This is a genomic window from Streptomyces sp. NPDC104309, from assembly GCF_055584025.1.
Genome location: NZ_JBVJMV010000007.1, coordinates 259,903 through 274,694 on the forward strand (window position 1 = coordinate 259,903; position 14,792 = coordinate 274,694).

Annotated in this window: 14 protein-coding genes and 1 pseudogene; 8 read left to right on the forward strand and 7 right to left on the reverse strand. The window is 66.8% G+C overall.

The window, feature by feature from the left end:
• The first annotated feature begins 20 nt into the window (after nt 1-20).
• Together murJ and ACZ68L_RS13535 are read left to right on the forward strand one after the other, a co-directional pair.
• Nucleotides 21-2,180 carry a murein biosynthesis integral membrane protein MurJ gene (murJ, locus tag ACZ68L_RS13530; RefSeq protein WP_469576793.1) on the forward strand — a complete coding sequence of 720 codons (2,160 nt, stop codon included), beginning with the start codon at nt 21-23 and terminating at the stop codon, nt 2,178-2,180.
• A gap of 127 nt (nt 2,181-2,307) precedes the next feature.
• A complete protein-coding gene (locus ACZ68L_RS13535; protein WP_469576794.1) occupies nt 2,308-4,026 on the forward strand; it encodes a protein kinase family protein in 1,719 nt (572 codons plus the stop codon).
• A 164-nt stretch (nt 4,027-4,190) separates the two neighbouring features.
• Here ACZ68L_RS13535 and ACZ68L_RS13540 read toward each other — a convergent pair.
• Nucleotides 4,191-4,517, reverse strand: a pseudogene (locus tag ACZ68L_RS13540) (IS5/IS1182 family transposase); the annotation flags it as partial.
• A gap of 71 nt (nt 4,518-4,588) precedes the next feature.
• Between ACZ68L_RS13540 and ACZ68L_RS13545 the strand changes: the two are divergent.
• On the forward strand, nt 4,589-5,089 hold the full coding sequence (locus ACZ68L_RS13545) for a transposase (RefSeq protein ID WP_469576796.1): 501 nt from the start codon (nt 4,589-4,591) through the stop codon (nt 5,087-5,089).
• On the opposite strand, the gene ACZ68L_RS13550 is transcribed toward ACZ68L_RS13545, so the two are convergent.
• The 3 genes from ACZ68L_RS13550 to ACZ68L_RS13560 form a co-directional block, all read right to left on the reverse strand.
• Nucleotides 5,070-5,864: a hypothetical protein gene (locus tag ACZ68L_RS13550; protein ID WP_469576797.1), complete on the reverse strand. Its 795-nt coding sequence runs from the start codon at nt 5,862-5,864 to the stop codon at nt 5,070-5,072. The two genes, ACZ68L_RS13545 and ACZ68L_RS13550, sit on opposite strands and share 20 nt — an antisense overlap.
• A 198-nt stretch (nt 5,865-6,062) precedes the next feature.
• Entirely contained in the window at nt 6,063-6,545 is a 483-nt protein-coding gene (locus ACZ68L_RS13555) for a hypothetical protein (protein ID WP_469576798.1), read from the reverse strand.
• Nucleotides 6,546-6,753: 208 nt separating this feature from the next.
• The gene (locus ACZ68L_RS13560) at nt 6,754-8,136 is read right to left on the reverse strand and encodes a transposase domain-containing protein (protein ID WP_469576905.1); all 1,383 of its coding nucleotides are present in this window, start codon (nt 8,134-8,136) and stop codon (nt 6,754-6,756) included.
• A gap of 11 nt (nt 8,137-8,147) precedes the next feature.
• Here ACZ68L_RS13560 and ACZ68L_RS13565 point away from each other — a divergent pair, with 11 nt between their 5' ends.
• The 5 genes from ACZ68L_RS13565 to trxA all read left to right on the forward strand — a co-directional run bounded on the left by ACZ68L_RS13565 (nt 8,148) and on the right by trxA (nt 11,563).
• Complete coding sequence (locus ACZ68L_RS13565; RefSeq protein WP_469576799.1) at nt 8,148-8,279, forward strand: hypothetical protein; 132 nt, start codon at nt 8,148-8,150, stop codon at nt 8,277-8,279.
• Nucleotides 8,280-8,431: 152 nt separating this feature from the next.
• Nucleotides 8,432-9,139: an RNA polymerase sigma factor SigM gene (gene sigM, locus ACZ68L_RS13570; protein WP_469576801.1), complete on the forward strand. Its 708-nt coding sequence runs from the start codon at nt 8,432-8,434 to the stop codon at nt 9,137-9,139.
• A complete protein-coding gene (locus ACZ68L_RS13575) occupies nt 9,136-10,089 on the forward strand; it encodes an anti-sigma factor family protein (protein ID WP_469576803.1) in 954 nt (317 codons plus the stop codon). The genes sigM and ACZ68L_RS13575 overlap by 4 nt, the downstream gene beginning before the upstream one ends.
• A 132-nt stretch (nt 10,090-10,221) precedes the next feature.
• Complete coding sequence (trxB, locus tag ACZ68L_RS13580; RefSeq protein WP_391741290.1) at nt 10,222-11,184, forward strand: thioredoxin-disulfide reductase; 963 nt, start codon at nt 10,222-10,224, stop codon at nt 11,182-11,184.
• 46 nt (nt 11,185-11,230) lie between these two features.
• On the forward strand, nt 11,231-11,563 hold the full coding sequence (gene trxA / locus ACZ68L_RS13585; RefSeq protein WP_361449616.1) for a thioredoxin: 333 nt from the start codon (nt 11,231-11,233) through the stop codon (nt 11,561-11,563).
• Nucleotides 11,564-11,644: 81 nt separating this feature from the next.
• Here trxA and ACZ68L_RS13590 read toward each other — a convergent pair whose 3' ends face one another.
• From ACZ68L_RS13590 to ACZ68L_RS13600, 3 genes are all read right to left on the reverse strand, one after another.
• Entirely contained in the window at nt 11,645-12,262 is a 618-nt protein-coding gene (locus ACZ68L_RS13590) for a GNAT family N-acetyltransferase (RefSeq protein WP_469576805.1), read from the reverse strand.
• A gap of 301 nt (nt 12,263-12,563) precedes the next feature.
• Nucleotides 12,564-13,664, reverse strand: a complete 1,101-nt coding sequence (locus ACZ68L_RS13595; RefSeq protein ID WP_469576807.1) for a ParB/RepB/Spo0J family partition protein — start codon at nt 13,662-13,664, stop codon at nt 12,564-12,566.
• A complete protein-coding gene (locus ACZ68L_RS13600) occupies nt 13,661-14,737 on the reverse strand; it encodes a ParA family protein (protein WP_469576907.1) in 1,077 nt (358 codons plus the stop codon). Before ACZ68L_RS13600 ends, ACZ68L_RS13595 begins: the two co-directional genes overlap by 4 nt.
• Nucleotides 14,738-14,792 lie beyond the last annotated feature (55 nt).

Genomic DNA, 14,792 nt, shown 5'->3' on the forward strand with positions numbered 1-14,792 from the left:
GACGATGAGGTGGGGTTTCGATGAACGCGCCGTACGACGGTGACCGCGGTCAGGGTGCGGGCGGAGCCGGGTCTGCCGATGGGCCTGTGCCGCCTCCCGGGCAGGGCCAGGTTCCGCCGGCGCCCGATCCGTACCTGCAGGCCGCCTACGACTACGACCCCTACCGGGCCCAGGACCTGTCCGTCCAGGACCCGGTGAACGAGGCGCTGTACGACCGCGCCGCGCACCCGCCGCCGCCTTCCGGCACCTACCAGCAGCCCCAGCCGCTGTACCAGCAGCCGCCCGCGGCGCAGTACGCACCCGACTCGCGCATCTGGGCACAGCCCCCGCCACCCGAGCCCGACGGGCCGTCGCGGCACCTGCCGTACGGCGACAACCCGGCGACCACCCAGTTCGTCGGGGTCGACGACCTCGTCAGCCAGGCGTCCGACGACCGGGAGCAGCAGGACGCCTTCGCGCACCTGTTCCGGGACCAGGAGGGCCCGGCCGGACCCGCGTCCGCTCCGGCCGAGCCCGAGCCGGCCCCGGCGCCCGCACCGCCCAAGTCCGGCGGCCGGGCATCCGGCCTGCTGAAGTCCAGTGCCGTGATGGCGGCCGGCACCCTCGTGTCCCGGCTCACCGGCTTCGTCCGGAGCCTGGTGATCACCGCCGCGCTCGGTGCCGCCCTGCTCGGTGACAGCTTCACCATCGCCTACACACTGCCGACGATGATCTACATCCTCACCGTCGGCGGCGGGCTGAACTCGGTCTTCGTTCCCCAGCTCGTCCGTTCCATGAAGGACGACGAGGACGGCGGCGAGGCCTACGCCAACCGGCTGCTGACCCTGGTCATGGTCGCGCTCGGTGTCATCGTCACGATCGCCGTCTTCGCCGCTCCATGGCTGATCCACATGATGTCGCCGACGATCGCCGGGGACGCGGCCGCCAACAGCGTCGCCGTGACCTTCGCCCGGTACTGCCTGCCGACCATCTTCTTCATGGGCGTGCATGTCGTGATGGGCCAGATCCTCAACGCCCGCGGCAGGTTCGGCGCGATGATGTGGACCCCGGTCCTCAACAACATCGTCATGATCTTCACGTTCGGCATGTTCATCTGGGTCTACGGCACCTCCGCCGAATCCCAGATGGGCGTGCAGACGATCCCGCCGGAGGGCGTCCGGCTCCTGGGCATCGGCACCCTGCTCGGCCTGATCGTCCAGGCCCTGGCCATGATCCCGTATCTGCGCGTGGCCGGCTTCCGCTTCCGCCCGCGCTTCGACTGGAAGGGACACGGGCTCGGCAAAACGGTCAAGCTCGCCAAGTGGACCGTCCTGTTCGTCCTGGCCAACCAGGCCGGCGTGATCGTCGTCACCCAGCTCGCGACCTCGGCGGGCAAACTGTCCGGCAAGGACGGCACCGGCTTCCTCGCGTACTCCAACGCCCAGCTCATCTGGGGCATGCCGCAGGCGATCATCACCGTGTCGGTCATGGCGGCCCTGCTGCCCCGCATCTCCCGCGCCGCCCATGACGACGACCCGGGTGCCGTCCGCGACGACATCTCCCAGGGGCTGCGGAACTCCGCCGTGGCGATCGTGCCGGTGGCCTTCACGTTCCTCGCCCTCGGCCTGCCGATGTGCACCCTGCTGTACGCCTCCGCGGGCACCGAAGCCGCCCGCTCCATGGGCTACATCCTCATGGCCTTCGGCCTCGGCCTGATCCCGTACTCGGTGCAGTACGTGGTGCTGCGTGGCTTCTACGCCTACGAGGACACCCGGACGCCCTTCTACAACACCGTCATCGTCGCCGCGGTCAACGCGGCCGCCTCGGCCCTCTGCTACGTGGTTCTGCCGGCCCAGTGGGCCGTGGTCGGTATGGCCGCCTCGTACGGCCTCGCCTACGCCGTCGGCGTGGGCATCGCCTGGCGACGGCTGCGCAACCGGCTGGGCGGCGACCTGGACGGCGCTCATGTCGTACGCACCTACGCCCGCCTGTGCCTGGCCGCCGTCCCGGCGGCCGTGCTCGGTGGCGGCGTGGGCTTCGCGGTTCTTCTGGGCCTCGGCGAAGGAGCCTTCGGGTCACTCGTCGCGCTGATCTGTGGTGGGGCCGTTCTGCTGGGAGTCTTCTTCGTGGCCGCCAAGCGGATGCGGATCGAAGAGATCAACGGCATGGTCGGCATGGTCCGAGGACGCCTCGGGCGCTGAGGATCACCGGCCGCACAACCTTCAGCGCCCCTGGCGTGTCGTGCATAGCGCCGGAGTGTGGGCACAATTGGCGTGACTGTGCAGAGCTGGCTGGCATCGCGCAACGGATGGGGAGGCAGGAACGACGGTGGCGGAACGTAGCACGGCTGCCGTCGACGTGGCCGACAACAGCGGTGATGAGCCGCTGACCGCCAAGGCGGACGAGGCCACGACCGACGGGACGGCAGAAGCTCAGGACACGACGGGCACCGAGCCGCAGGACACGGACGGAGAGCAGATCAGCGCCGAGACCACCCTGCCGACCCCTGACCTGCACAGCGGGCACAAACTTGCCAGACGTTACCGGCTCGAGGAGTGCGTCACCCGTCTGGACGGATTCAGCAGCTGGCGCGCTGTCGACGAGAAGCTGCGCCGCGCGGTGGGCGTTCATCTGCTCCCGGCCGAGCACCCCCGCGCCCGCTCCGTGCTGGCCGCCGCCAGATCCTCCGCCCTGCTCGGCGACCCGCGCTTCGTGCAGGTACTCGACGCGGTGGAGGAGGACGACCTCGTCTACGTCGTCCATGAGTGGCTCCCCGACGCCACCGAGCTCACCTCCCTGCTGGCCTCCGGGCCGATGGACGCACACGACGCGTACCAGCTCGTCAGCCAGGTCTCCCAGGCCATGGCAGCCGCGCACCGAGAAGGTCTCGCGCATCTGAGGCTGACCCCCGGGGCGGTGCTGCGCAGCTCGACCGGCCAGTACCGCATCCGTGGCCTCGCGGTGAACGCCGCCCTGCGGGGCATCACCTCCGAAAGCCCCCAGCGTGCGGACACCGAGGCGATCGGTGCCCTGCTCTATGCCGCGCTGACCCAGCGCTGGCCGTACGAGACCGACGCCTACGGCCTGTCCGGGCTGCCCAAGGGAATGGGGCTGATCGCCCCCGACCAGGTGCGGGCCGGCGTGCATCGGGGCCTGTCCGAGCTCTCCATGCGCGCACTCGCCAACGACGGCGCCACTGCTTCCCGGCAGGAGCAGCCGTGCACCACCCCGGACGAGCTGGCCAGGGCCGTTGCCGCGATGCCCCGCATCCGTCCTCCGGAGCCCACGTTCACGGCGCCCCCGGAGTATCAGCGCACGACCTACCAGCAGGGCACCTACGGACGCCCGCCCACGGGCCCCGGCGCCACCCAGCCCGTGATCGCCGTGCCACCGCCCCCGCTCCAGAGCCGCACCGGCAAGGTCCTCAAGTGGGCGGTGTCCGCACTGCTCATTGCCGCCCTGGGCCTCGGCAGCTGGCAACTCGCCGAGACGCTCCTGGACCATGGCAAGGACTCGGGGACCGACGACACCACCCAGACCACCCCGGGAAGCGGCGACGACAAGAGGGAGCCCACGGGCCAACCTCTCACGATCAAGAACGCGGCCGAGTATTTTCCGGACGGGAAAGCACAGCATCCAGAGGATGTTGGCCTGACCTATGACGGAGACAGCTCTACATACTGGCGGTCCAAAAGCTTCATAGACGGCCCCAAATTGGCCCCCTTCAAACAGGGCGTCGGCATCGTGTATGAACTCCATTCTGCTCAGTTCATTTCGTCAGCCTCCGTAAGACTTCAATTCGGTGGCGATCACACCACCGCCTCGCTCTACGCGGCCGACTCTCTCAACTCTTCAACGCCGCTAACGTCGATGAAGAAAATCGCAACGACCGAGACGATCGGCACAGAAGCGAAACTGCAAACGAAGAACCCGGTAAAGACCCGGTTCGTTCTCGTATGGCTTACCGACATGCCGAAGTCACCCGCCGATCGCTACAGTAGAGCAGGCTACAAACAAGCCATCACCGATGTTAAATTCATGGGCTGACTACCTGCTCGCGGGTCATCACACTCGCCCCCTATTCACCGATGCCGCACCTTCTCCATAAACTCAAACCTCGTCGAGCGGGCAACGTCGCAATCCCCTCAGCCCCCAGAAACACACGGTGTCGCCATAACTCATCCGCAAGAGATGATCTACCTCGGAGAAACGAGCAAAACGCTTCCCAGGGCGTTCTCCGAGAGACCGGAGGCGGTGACGGTCACAGCGAAGATGAGGCCGATCGTGTCGGTGAGGATGCCCCGCTTCCTGCCGGCAATCTTCTTCCCGGCGTCTGCTCCCTGGCTGGCCAGGGGCACGTTGCTCGCGGTCTTCGCGCTCTGGGTACCGATCACGGAGCCGGTCGGTTCGAGCCGACGGCCCTCTTTGACGCGAGCCAGACCGGCCAGGCCGTAGTTGAGCTGGGCAAAGATTCCCTCGTCGCGCCAGGCAGCGCAGGAGTAGGACTAGACCGTGCAACGGTTCGGGAAGTCGTGCGGGGGACTGTAAATCGTTCGGCTCTGTCCCGTAATCGGTGGTGACGAAATGTGACCGGGATCGTGGGCATCGCATGCGCGACGTGTTCTCCCGCCGGGTCGTGGCCCGGGAGACCTCCGCCCGCGCCGAAGCCGGCCTGATCCTGACCTTGCTGGAATACGCCCTGGCCGGCCGCGAGCCCGTCGCCGGCGAGCTCATTCACCATGCGGACCACGGCTGCCAATACACGTCCGTGAAGCTCACAACACGCCTGGTCAGAGCCGGGATCCAAGCGTCCATGGGCTCGGTCGGCGACTCGTACGACAATGCCCTGGCGGAAAACCTCTGGATGGTCATCAAGACCGAATGCATCCGCAGCCGCGTCTTCGACACCCGGGCCGAGGCGAGCCTCGCGCCCTTCGAATACATCGACGGCCTCTACAGCCCCCGCTGCATCCAGAAACGGCTCGGCTACCTCAGCCCGATCGAGTACGAAGAGAAGCACTACGCCAACCAGGCAGCCACCGAACCAGCGAACCTGAAACCACGCCAACCCGCACTGACCAGGGCGCTGCTCAGTTGCTCAGGCGCTTGATGACCTCGCTGGCATTGCTCACCTTGCGCTTCTGGAAGGAGCGCAGCCTGTTCAGCGTCGAGGATTTGTTCTTGACCATGCGTGCCTGAATCTCGGTCTCGACCGCACCCCAGATCTTCAGCAGACCCACCTCGGTCTTGCAGTCCATGTCCGCCAGGGCCACTGCCCTCTCCCGCTGGGTCGGTTCCTCAGTGTCGAAAGCCCGATCGCTCACGGACGCCATGGGGTCCTGGTACCGGTAGCCGTGGCGCTCCACGCACGTCGACCACTCACGGAATGCCTGGACGACTCTCTTGTCGGCCAGGGAGCGCTTGAAGCTCTCCCTGTCGATGGTCGCCGCGACGGCGATGTCGGACTCAGGGAGCGGTCCGCCGTTCAGCTGGACCTCGGCATCCCCGTAACAGCCGCCAGGTGAAATCGTGCGGCCGTCGGGACTTGTCGTCTGTCGCTCTCCCTTGCGATTCGTTCCGAACAGGATCGCCTTCTGTGCCTCGGTGGGCTGCTTGGCAACGTCTGCCTGTCCGGCCTGTGGGGGCAGGTGGTATCCATGGTCGCGGGCGACCTCGCGGTCCGTTATCCCGTAGCGCCTGGTGGATTCGAGAACCAACGGTGAAGGCTCCGGTATCCGGTAGTCGAGACCGAACCCTCGCAGACACTCGTTGGCCAGGAGTACCTTGGCACGCTCGACGGTGTGGGACTCCTGGGCAGTAAGAGCGAACTTTTCAATCGGCAGGGAAGCACTGGCAGAGGGTGCTGCCGAGGAGCGGGCGTCCATGCCTTGACCACCGGACTTGCCACCGGTGCCTCCTTGAGGGGCCGAGCAGGAGGTCGTCGCCAGGAGCACGGTCGCCACGAGCGCAAGAGCACGTGACGTCATGGCTGGCAAGTCCTGTCTCGCCATGGACACTGCACACTCCTCCACAAGAATGGGGCGGCCGTTTGGAACGCGGCCGCCACGAATCCATGACCCTGGTCAGCTGAAGTTGACGCAGCCCTGGCTGACCTTCGCGCTCCGGAAGAGCACCGACGCATTGTTGTTGTACGTTTTCGAGAGCTGGTAGGCCCTCGGCTGTTCGTTCGTGTTGAGCTTGTCGCAAGGGCCTGCGTAGCCGCTGTTGTAGTAGATCGTCACGCTGGAGTCGACACTCCAGATGCGCGCCTTCGCCGAGGCCGCGTGGTTCTTCAGGCTCATTCCCTGCCCGGCACCGGAGCTCAGGAAGGTGTACGCGGCCAAGTCGCGGATTCCCTCGCTGCCAGAACCGGTGGAGCTGAACCTCGTGTACGAGCCCGCGTAGCCGGTGTTGTAGAAGAGAACCAGGCACTGGGAATCACAGCTGGTGCTGCTGGATGAGTCGGTCCAGACCGATGCGCTCGCCGGGGAAGCCGCGACAAGGGCGCTGGCAACGGCCGATATCGCTACTGAAGCAGTGACAAGTGCCTTACGAACAGAAAGCATTGACTCCCCATTTCAAGATCGTTTTCGGAGCTCGTCAGCGTACACCCGAATGTGGGCCGAGGCCCCCATGATGCCGTCCCGTTTCCATGCTCGTACCCGCGTCCGCCCCGGGTGAGCGAACGCGGGGAAATGTGTCAGAGCGGCCGTAGGGAGCGGTCTTGAAACCGTCGTTGCAGCGGCGTCACTGTTTAGCCTCGATACCAGTGACTTAAGGGATCGGGTCCCAGCTTCGTGGGACCTTCGTTGGTGGGTTGATTAAGGCTCTGCGCCAGTGCGGGGCGATGGCGCAGGCCTTGGCCGGGCTCCGGGCGGGTTGAGGAGGGTGTCGGTGTTCGTCGTGTTTGACGCCGAAGCCGGACATCTTGCGTTTGATGGCGCGGGGGTTGAAGCGTCTGCGGCGGGCGGACAGCAGGTGCCGGGTTATCTCCTGCAGGCTTTCGGCGAGGGCTGTGGCCAGACGGTCAGGGGAAAAGGCCGCCTGCGCGGTGCCCTGGCGGCGGGCGAGGCGGAGGCTGCGGGTGAAGGAGATCCGGTCGGCGTCGAGTTGGGCGGCGTCCGCGGTGTCGTGCATCAGGCTGCGAATGGCGTAGTGGACCAGCAGGTGGCCCCAGACTTCCTGCTCGACGCCGTCGGGCGAGCGGGAGCGCAGGACCTGGGCGGGACCGCGCTGGTGGGTCTTCAGCTCGTCCAGCGTGGTCTCGATCTCCCACCGCTCGTGGTGGCGGGCGGCCGGGGCGGCCTCGGGGTCGAGGTTCGTGGTGATCAGCTGGTAGGGGACATCCTGTTCGGGAAAGCCTGTTGCCGTGAAGTGCGTACTCGACGACCCGCACGGGCGTGGGTTCGGCGCGCTTACGGTCCTTCGCGACGACGATCTCCGACAGGTAAGAGCTGTCGGGAAGTTCCTCGCGCGCCGGCAGGATCTGATGCGAGCGAATCCGCCACGGCAGGTCCGCGCCACCGGCCGAGCCCGCCCGCCCGCCACAGCTCCACCCCGGTGAACCCACGGCCGGCCAGTAACAGATCCCCCTCGCCGAGATGACCGAACAGCCCACGAGCCAGGGCCGGTTCGGAGGACGACAGCGGCCCCAGGGCGGCGGTGATGGCGTGGGTGCCACACTCGGGCCAGCGCCACCATCCGCACCTGCGGATACGCGCACCGCTCGGTGCGACGGGTCTTCAGCCGCCCGAAGTGCGCGGCGTTCTGCTCGTTGCACGGCACATCGAAGACCGTGCCGTCGATCGCCACCAGCCACCACCGCCCACACCGGGCACCTCGGGTCTCCTCGGTCGCCAACAGCCGGGCAACCTCGGCGAACAGCGCTTTCAAAGGCTCCGGCCCCAGCTTCACCCGCGCCCGCGAGATCGCCGCCGTACTCGGCACCTGCCACAAGCCCGACCAGCGCTTCACCCAGGTCAGACCCTGCATGAGCAGCCACGCGACCTCCTCATGGTCCTGCCCCGAGAACAGGCACATCGCCAGCACGAAATAGACCACCACCCGCGGCGTCAGCAGCCGAGTGCGCAGGCCAGAACGGCCGCACTCAGCGACCACCCGGTCCACCAGCTCCGGCGAAAACGTGCGTGTCAGCAGTCATTGGTATTGTGTTCAGCCTCGGTATCGGCACCGACTTCCACACAACCCACAACCTCGACCCGGGCCGCAAGAGCCGCGACCTCGCCCGCCGGCTCAAGGCCCTCGGCCACGGCGTCACCCTCATCCCGGCAGCCGCCTGACAGCACACGCCACCGGGGGCTACTTGGCCATGCCCACCTGACCATGGAGTTTTCCGATCAGGGGCACTTTCCGCTTTCCTGATCAAGCCTTGGACGACCCATTTCGCGAAAGCCCGAGGTTAAGGTTTCTTTTAGGCATTTAGGGGTATCGCGTGGTTGCTGAATCCTTAAAACCCGACTCTAGCGACTCAGACCTCCTCGCTCGCCATGTGGCCGGTGAACCCGACGCCTTCGGCGAGCTCGTACGACGCCACCGCGACCGGCTGTGGGCCGTGGCACTCCGGACCCTGGGCGACCGCGAGGAAGCCGCCGACGCCGTCCAGGACGCCTTGGTCTCCGCCTTCCGGGCCGCCCACACCTTCCGCGGCCAGTCCGCCGTCACCACCTGGCTGCACCGCATCACCGTCAACGCCTGCCTCGACCGGGTCCGCAAGGCAGCCACCCGCAAGACCTCACCGGTCAATGACACCGAACGGTTCGAGCAGCTCCTCGACCCGCACGAGTCCGCCGAGGCGCCGGCGGAGCGCCAGGATCTACACCGCGAGCTCCTGGCCGCACTCGCCACTCTCCCCAGCGAGCAACGTGCCGCACTCGTCCTCGTGGACATGCAGGGCTACCCCGTGGCCGAGGCGGCACGCATCCTCGACGTACCGACCGGCACCGTGAAGAGCCGCTGTGCTCGGGGCCGGGCCCGGCTGGCCCCTCTGCTCACTCACCTCCGCAGTGAGAGTGCAAAACCCGATGAAGCCACCGCGGAAAGGAACCGGACGCCACGCGCATCCGTCCCACCGGCATCGGGGCCGAGGGACACCGGGACAAGCGATCCTGCTGCAGTGAAGGGCGGAGGTGGGCGCGCATGACATCAACGACCGACACGACCCAGCATCCCGATGTCTCGGAGATCTCCGACCTCATGGAAGGGCTGCTCCCACCGTCACGTGCGGCAGAGGTACGCAGTCATGTGGACGGCTGCACACTCTGCGGTGATGTCCATGCCTCCCTCGTGGAGATCCAAGAACTGCTCGGCGCTGTGCCAGAACCACAGCCCATGCCCGACGATGTCGCCGACCGCATCGACGCCGCGCTCGCCGCCGAAGCTCTCCGCACCACGGCACCCGCCGACTCGGCAGATGTTTCACGTGAAACAGAACGCTCCGTGGTGCAGAAGCCGAGCACAGAGTCCGCCGGCGCTTCGGACCGCCCAGCGGGGCATTCGAGCGCAGCGACCGGCCCTGGACGCCGACCGGCCCGGCGTCGCCGCCGCGCAGCCGTCCTCGGCGCCGCTCTCGGTGCGGCCGTGGTCGGTGTCAGCGTCTTCATGCTGCAGAGCCTTCAGCCGTCCCAGGAGGCTGCCGGTCTCAAGGCGGCGGACCGAGGCTCCGACGCCACGGCAAAGAGCGCAGGGGGCTTCTCGGAATCCACACTCGAAGACCAGGTGCACACGCTGCTTCGGAGTGCCACCACGAAGCCTTCGGGTGCAGAAAGTGCTGACACCGAGAAAAAGGCGCCATCCGTCGAGGAGCAGTCGACGCCGAAGAGCGACTCCCCGGGGTCCGAGTCGCCTCGAACGCCGTTGCGCGCGCCCATCGTGTCCGTCCCGCCCTGTGTGGAGCAGGGCATCGGTCGCAAGACCGCGGCCCTCGCCATGGAGGAAGGCAGCTACGAAGGAACACATGCCTTCCTGGTCGTGCTGCCGCACCCGTCGGACGCGACACGCGTCCAGGCGTATGTCGTCGACGCGGCCTGCGTCGGAGAAAAGCCCGCCGCCAAGGGGAAACTGCTGCTGACCCGCGCTTACACGCGTCCTTGAGAATCGCGCCGTACGCCGCCCGGCACGTCGGGAATGCATCCCCCGTAGGATCCGTTGGGTGGGGTGAGAGTCGTTGAACCGACCCCAGTAGGCGTGGACAGTAGGCAGTCTGCAGAGACGAGGAACAAATCCGTGAGCGACGTCCGTAACGTGATCATCATCGGCTCCGGCCCCGCGGGCTACACGGCCGCCCTTTACACCGCACGCGCCTCGCTGAAGCCGCTGGTGTTCGAGGGCGCCGTCACCGCCGGCGGCGCACTGATGAACACCACCGACGTGGAGAACTTCCCGGGCTTCCAGGACGGGATCATGGGCCCCGAGCTCATGGACAACATGCGCGCCCAGGCGGAACGCTTCGGCGCCGAGCTCGTCCCCGACGATGTCATCTCCGTGGACCTCAGCGGAGACATCAAGACGGTGACCGACACGGCCGGGACGGTGCACCGCGCCAAGGCCGTGATCGTGACGACCGGCTCCCAGCACCGCAAGCTCGGCCTGCCCAACGAGGACGCCCTCTCCGGACGAGGCGTCTCCTGGTGTGCCACCTGTGACGGCTTCTTCTTCAAGGACCAGGACATCGCCGTGGTCGGCGGTGGTGACACCGCGATGGAGGAGGCGACCTTCCTCTCCCGCTTCGCCAAGTCGGTCACCATCGTCCACCGCCGTGACTCGCTGCGGGCCTCCAAGGCCATGCAGGACCGCGCCTTCGCCGACCCGAAGATCAAGTTCGCCTGGGACAGCGAGGTCGCCGGAGTCCACGGCGAGCAGAAGCTGTCCGGTCTGACCCTGCGGAACACCAAGACCGGCGAGACGTCGGAGCTCGCGGTGACCGGCCTGTTCATCGCTGTGGGCCACGACCCGCGCACCGAGCTCTTCAAGGGCCAGCTCGACCTCGACGACGAGGGCTACCTCAAGGTCGACGCCCCCTCGACGCGCACCAACCTGACCGGTGTCTTCGGCGCAGGTGACGTAGTCGACCACACCTACCGGCAGGCCATCACCGCCGCCGGCACGGGCTGCTCGGCCGCTCTCGACGCCGAACGCTTCCTCGCTGCGCTCGCCGATGACGAGAAGGCTGCTGCGGCCACCGTCTGATCCACGACTCTCTCACCCCACACCCCAAGTAGTTAAGGAGGCCGCCGTGGCCGGCGCCCTGAAGAACGTGACCGACGACTCCTTCGACGAGGTCGTCCTGAAGAGCGAGAAGCCCGTACTGGTGGACTTCTGGGCCGCCTGGTGCGGTCCCTGCCGCCAGATCGCGCCGTCGCTGGAGGCCATCGCCGCCGAGCACGGCGACCAGATCGAGATCGTCAAGCTCAACATCGACGAGAACCCGGCCACGGCCGCCAAGTACGGCGTCATGTCCATCCCGACCCTGAACGTCTACCAGGGCGGCGAGGTCGCCAAGACCATCGTTGGTGCCAAGCCGAAGGCCGCGATCCTCCGCGACCTCGAAAACTTCATCGGCGAGTAGGACCACGGTCCGCTGTTTCACGTGAAACGGGTCCGTCCCTCGGGGGACGGACCCGTTTCACGTTTGTTGTGGACCCTTCGGTCACAGCGGCCTCAGGGCCGGTTCCTTCTGGACGGCACCCAGCAACCGGTCCAACGCCAGCTCAACGTCTTCCTTCCAGGAAAGCGTCGTACGCAGCTCCAGTCTCAGCCGTGGATAAACGGGATGCGGCCGTACGGTTTTGAAGCCCACCGCCAGCAGATGATCCGCGGGCAACACACAGGCGGGTTCCTTCCACCGGGCATCTCCGAAGGCCTCGATCGCCTTGAATCCCCGACGCAGGAGATCCTTGGCAACGGTCTGCACCAAGACCCGCCCCAGACCCTGCCCCTGGTAACCCGGCACGATCCAGGCAGTCATCAGCTGCACGGCATCGGGGGAGACGGGACTCGTCGGGAAAGCCGTCGAGCGCGGCACATAGGCCGGCGGTGCGTAGAGAACGAACCCCACCGGCACATCGTCGACATAGGCGACGCGGCCGCAGGATCCCCACTCCAGTAGAACGGCCGAGATCCAGGCCTCTTTCTCCAGCTCGGGCCTTCCCGCCTTTACCGCAGCTTCCCCGCTGACCGGATCAAGCTCCCAGAAGACACACGAGCGGCAGCGCCTGGGGAGATCGGAAAGGTTGTCCAGTGTGAGCGGTACGAGCCGACGCCCCATGAAGGCTGTTCCTCGCTTCCTTCGCCCGCCGTATCGCGTACGACAGTCAGTGCACTCCGTCCGAGGAGCAGGCTCCCGAAGAACCCTCCGACAGCCCCCAGGCCCAGCCCCACTGTCACCAGTCGGCTGCGGCTCACTGATCATGGCCCTCCCTCCGCCGAGGTGACTCAAGCCGGATGTGCCATACCAGAACGCATCGTATCCACCCAGGGATGAAGCGGACACCGAGAGAAAGCAAAGGGCGGGCTGTGTTCCGGTATGCCCCCGGACACAGCCCGCCCCTCAGCCCATCCGGCAGAGGTCAGCCCTCGTCGCCGTCAACGGGGTCGTCGGACGGTCCCTGATCCAGCACCCGCCCCTCACCCGGTGCCAGGCTGCCGAGAATGCGGTCCAGATCCTCCATCGACGCGAACTCGACGACGATCTTCCCCTTCTTCTGTCCGAGGTCGACCTTCACCCGGGTCTCGAAGCGATCCGAGAGTCGGGAGGCAAGATCAGTCAGCGCGGGCGACACCCGGCCACCGGCTCGCGGCCCCTTGGACTTGGCGTGACTCGTGGACCTGGACCCCATGAGGGTCACGATCTCTTCGACCGCGCGCACCGACAGCCCTTCGGCCACGATGCGATGCGCCAGCCTGTCCTGCTCCTCCGAGTCGTCCACGGACAGCAGCGCCCGCGCATGACCGGCCGACAGAACGCCGGCCGCAACCCTGCGCTGAACCGGAGGCGACAGCCTCAGCAGACGCAGTGTGTTGGACACCTGGGGGCGCGAACGCCCGATCCGGTCGGCCAGCTGGTCATGCGTGCACTTGAAGTCCTTGAGCAGCTGGTCGTACGCGGCTGCTTCCTCCAAGGGGTTCAACTGAGCCCGGTGAAGATTCTCCAGGAGCGCATCCAGGAGAAGCTTCTCGTCGTCCGTGTCCCGGACGATGGCCGGGATCCGCTCCAGACCCGCCTCACGGCAGGCCCTCCAGCGACGCTCACCCATGATGAGCTCATAGCGATCCGAACCCGTCTTCCGCACAACGACGGGCTGGAGAAGACCCACCTCCTTGATGGAGGTCACCAGCTCGGCAAGTGCGTCCTCGTCGAACACCTCACGCGGCTGACGCGGATTCGGGGTAATGGTGCCGAGCGGAACCTCGGCAAAGTACGCACCGGCAGCTCCCGCCAACTCCACGCCGGCTTCGGGTGCCGTAACCGGCGCACTCGGCTCCGGCACCACCGGAGCGGACGCGAGAGCGGCCACCTTCGCAGCGGCCACCCCCCGCTCTGCCGTCAAGACAGGACCCGCCCCAGGAGACGTTGAACCAGCCCCCGTGGACGGCACCTGCTTCTCCTGGGGAGCGGCGGGGATCAGGGCACCCAGCCCACGCCCCAACCCTCTTCGACGCTCGCTCACTGAATCCCCTCCGAAATGCTCTGCTGGCTGTTCCCAGTGCCCGTGTGGGCATGCTGGGCCTCGTACTGCATCCCGACGCCCCGCAGGGCGATCTCACGCGCCGCTTCGAGGTACGAGAGCGACCCGCTCGAACCCGGGTCATAGGTCAGCACGGTCTGCCCATAGCTCGGTGCCTCCGAAATCCGCACCGACCGCGGAATGCTCGTCCGCAGCACCTCCTTGCCGAAGTGAGTGCGCACCTCCTCCGCGACCTGTGAAGCGAGCCTGGTCCGGCCGTCATACATGGTGAGCAGGATCGTCGACACATGCAGCGCGGGATTGAGATGACCCCGCACCAGGTCCACATTGCGCAGCAGCTGCCCCAGCCCTTCCAGGGCGTAGTACTCGCACTGGATGGGAATCAGCACCTCGGCACCGGCGACCATGGCATTGACCGTCAGCAGACCGAGCGAGGGCGGACAGTCGATCAGGATGTAATCCAGCGGCTGCTCGTACGCCTGGATCGCCCGCTGCAGTCGGCTCTCCCGCGCCACCAGCGACACCAGCTCGATCTCCGCACCGGCGAGATCGATGGTGGCGGGGGCACAGAAGAGGCCTTCGACGTCCGGGACGGGCTGGACCACCTCGGAGAGCGGCCTGCTCTCCACCAGGACGTCATAGATGGAGGGAACTTCGGCGTGGTGATCGATACCCAGAGCCGTAGAGGCATTGCCCTGCGGGTCGAGGTCGACCACCAGAACGCGTGCACCGTGGAGCGCGAGCGAGGCCGCAAGATTGACCGTCGTGGTCGTCTTGCCCACTCCACCCTTCTGATTGGCCACCACCATGACGCGCGTCCGGTCAGGACGGGGCAGACCCTCGCCGGCGCGGCCAAGGGCCTCGACCGCCAGCTGGGCCGCGCGACCGATGGGTGTGTCGTCCATCGGCGGCGGTGTTTCACGTGAAACACCCTCCCCCGCCGATTCGGTTCGGGGACCGGGGACCGGATCGGTCATCGGTCCCGCGATGTTGGCGTCGGACCGCAAGGATTCACTCTCCTCGACTTCAGGCTCGCAATGAACAGAGCCTGTCATGCTTTCGGGGTCGTGAACCAGCGAGGCCCGCTCTTCTGTGGATGAATCCACTTCT

Coding starts and splice junctions, on each gene's coding strand:
- ACZ68L_RS13590 (WP_469576805.1), bottom strand. CDS start 12,262: ATGGGGCGTCGGCTCGTACCGCTCACACTGGACAACCTTTCCGATCTC.
- ACZ68L_RS13550 (WP_469576797.1), bottom strand. CDS start 5,864: ATGGACGCCCGCTCCTCGGCAGCACCCTCTGCCAGTGCTTCCCTGCCG.
- murJ (WP_469576793.1), top strand. CDS start 21: ATGAACGCGCCGTACGACGGTGACCGCGGTCAGGGTGCGGGCGGAGCC.
- ACZ68L_RS13600 (WP_469576907.1), bottom strand. CDS start 14,737: ATGACAGGCTCTGTTCATTGCGAGCCTGAAGTCGAGGAGAGTGAATCC.
- ACZ68L_RS13555 (WP_469576798.1), bottom strand. CDS start 6,545: ATGCTTTCTGTTCGTAAGGCACTTGTCACTGCTTCAGTAGCGATATCG.
- ACZ68L_RS13545 (WP_469576796.1), top strand. CDS start 4,589: ATGCGCGACGTGTTCTCCCGCCGGGTCGTGGCCCGGGAGACCTCCGCC.
- ACZ68L_RS13575 (WP_469576803.1), top strand. CDS start 9,136: ATGACATCAACGACCGACACGACCCAGCATCCCGATGTCTCGGAGATC.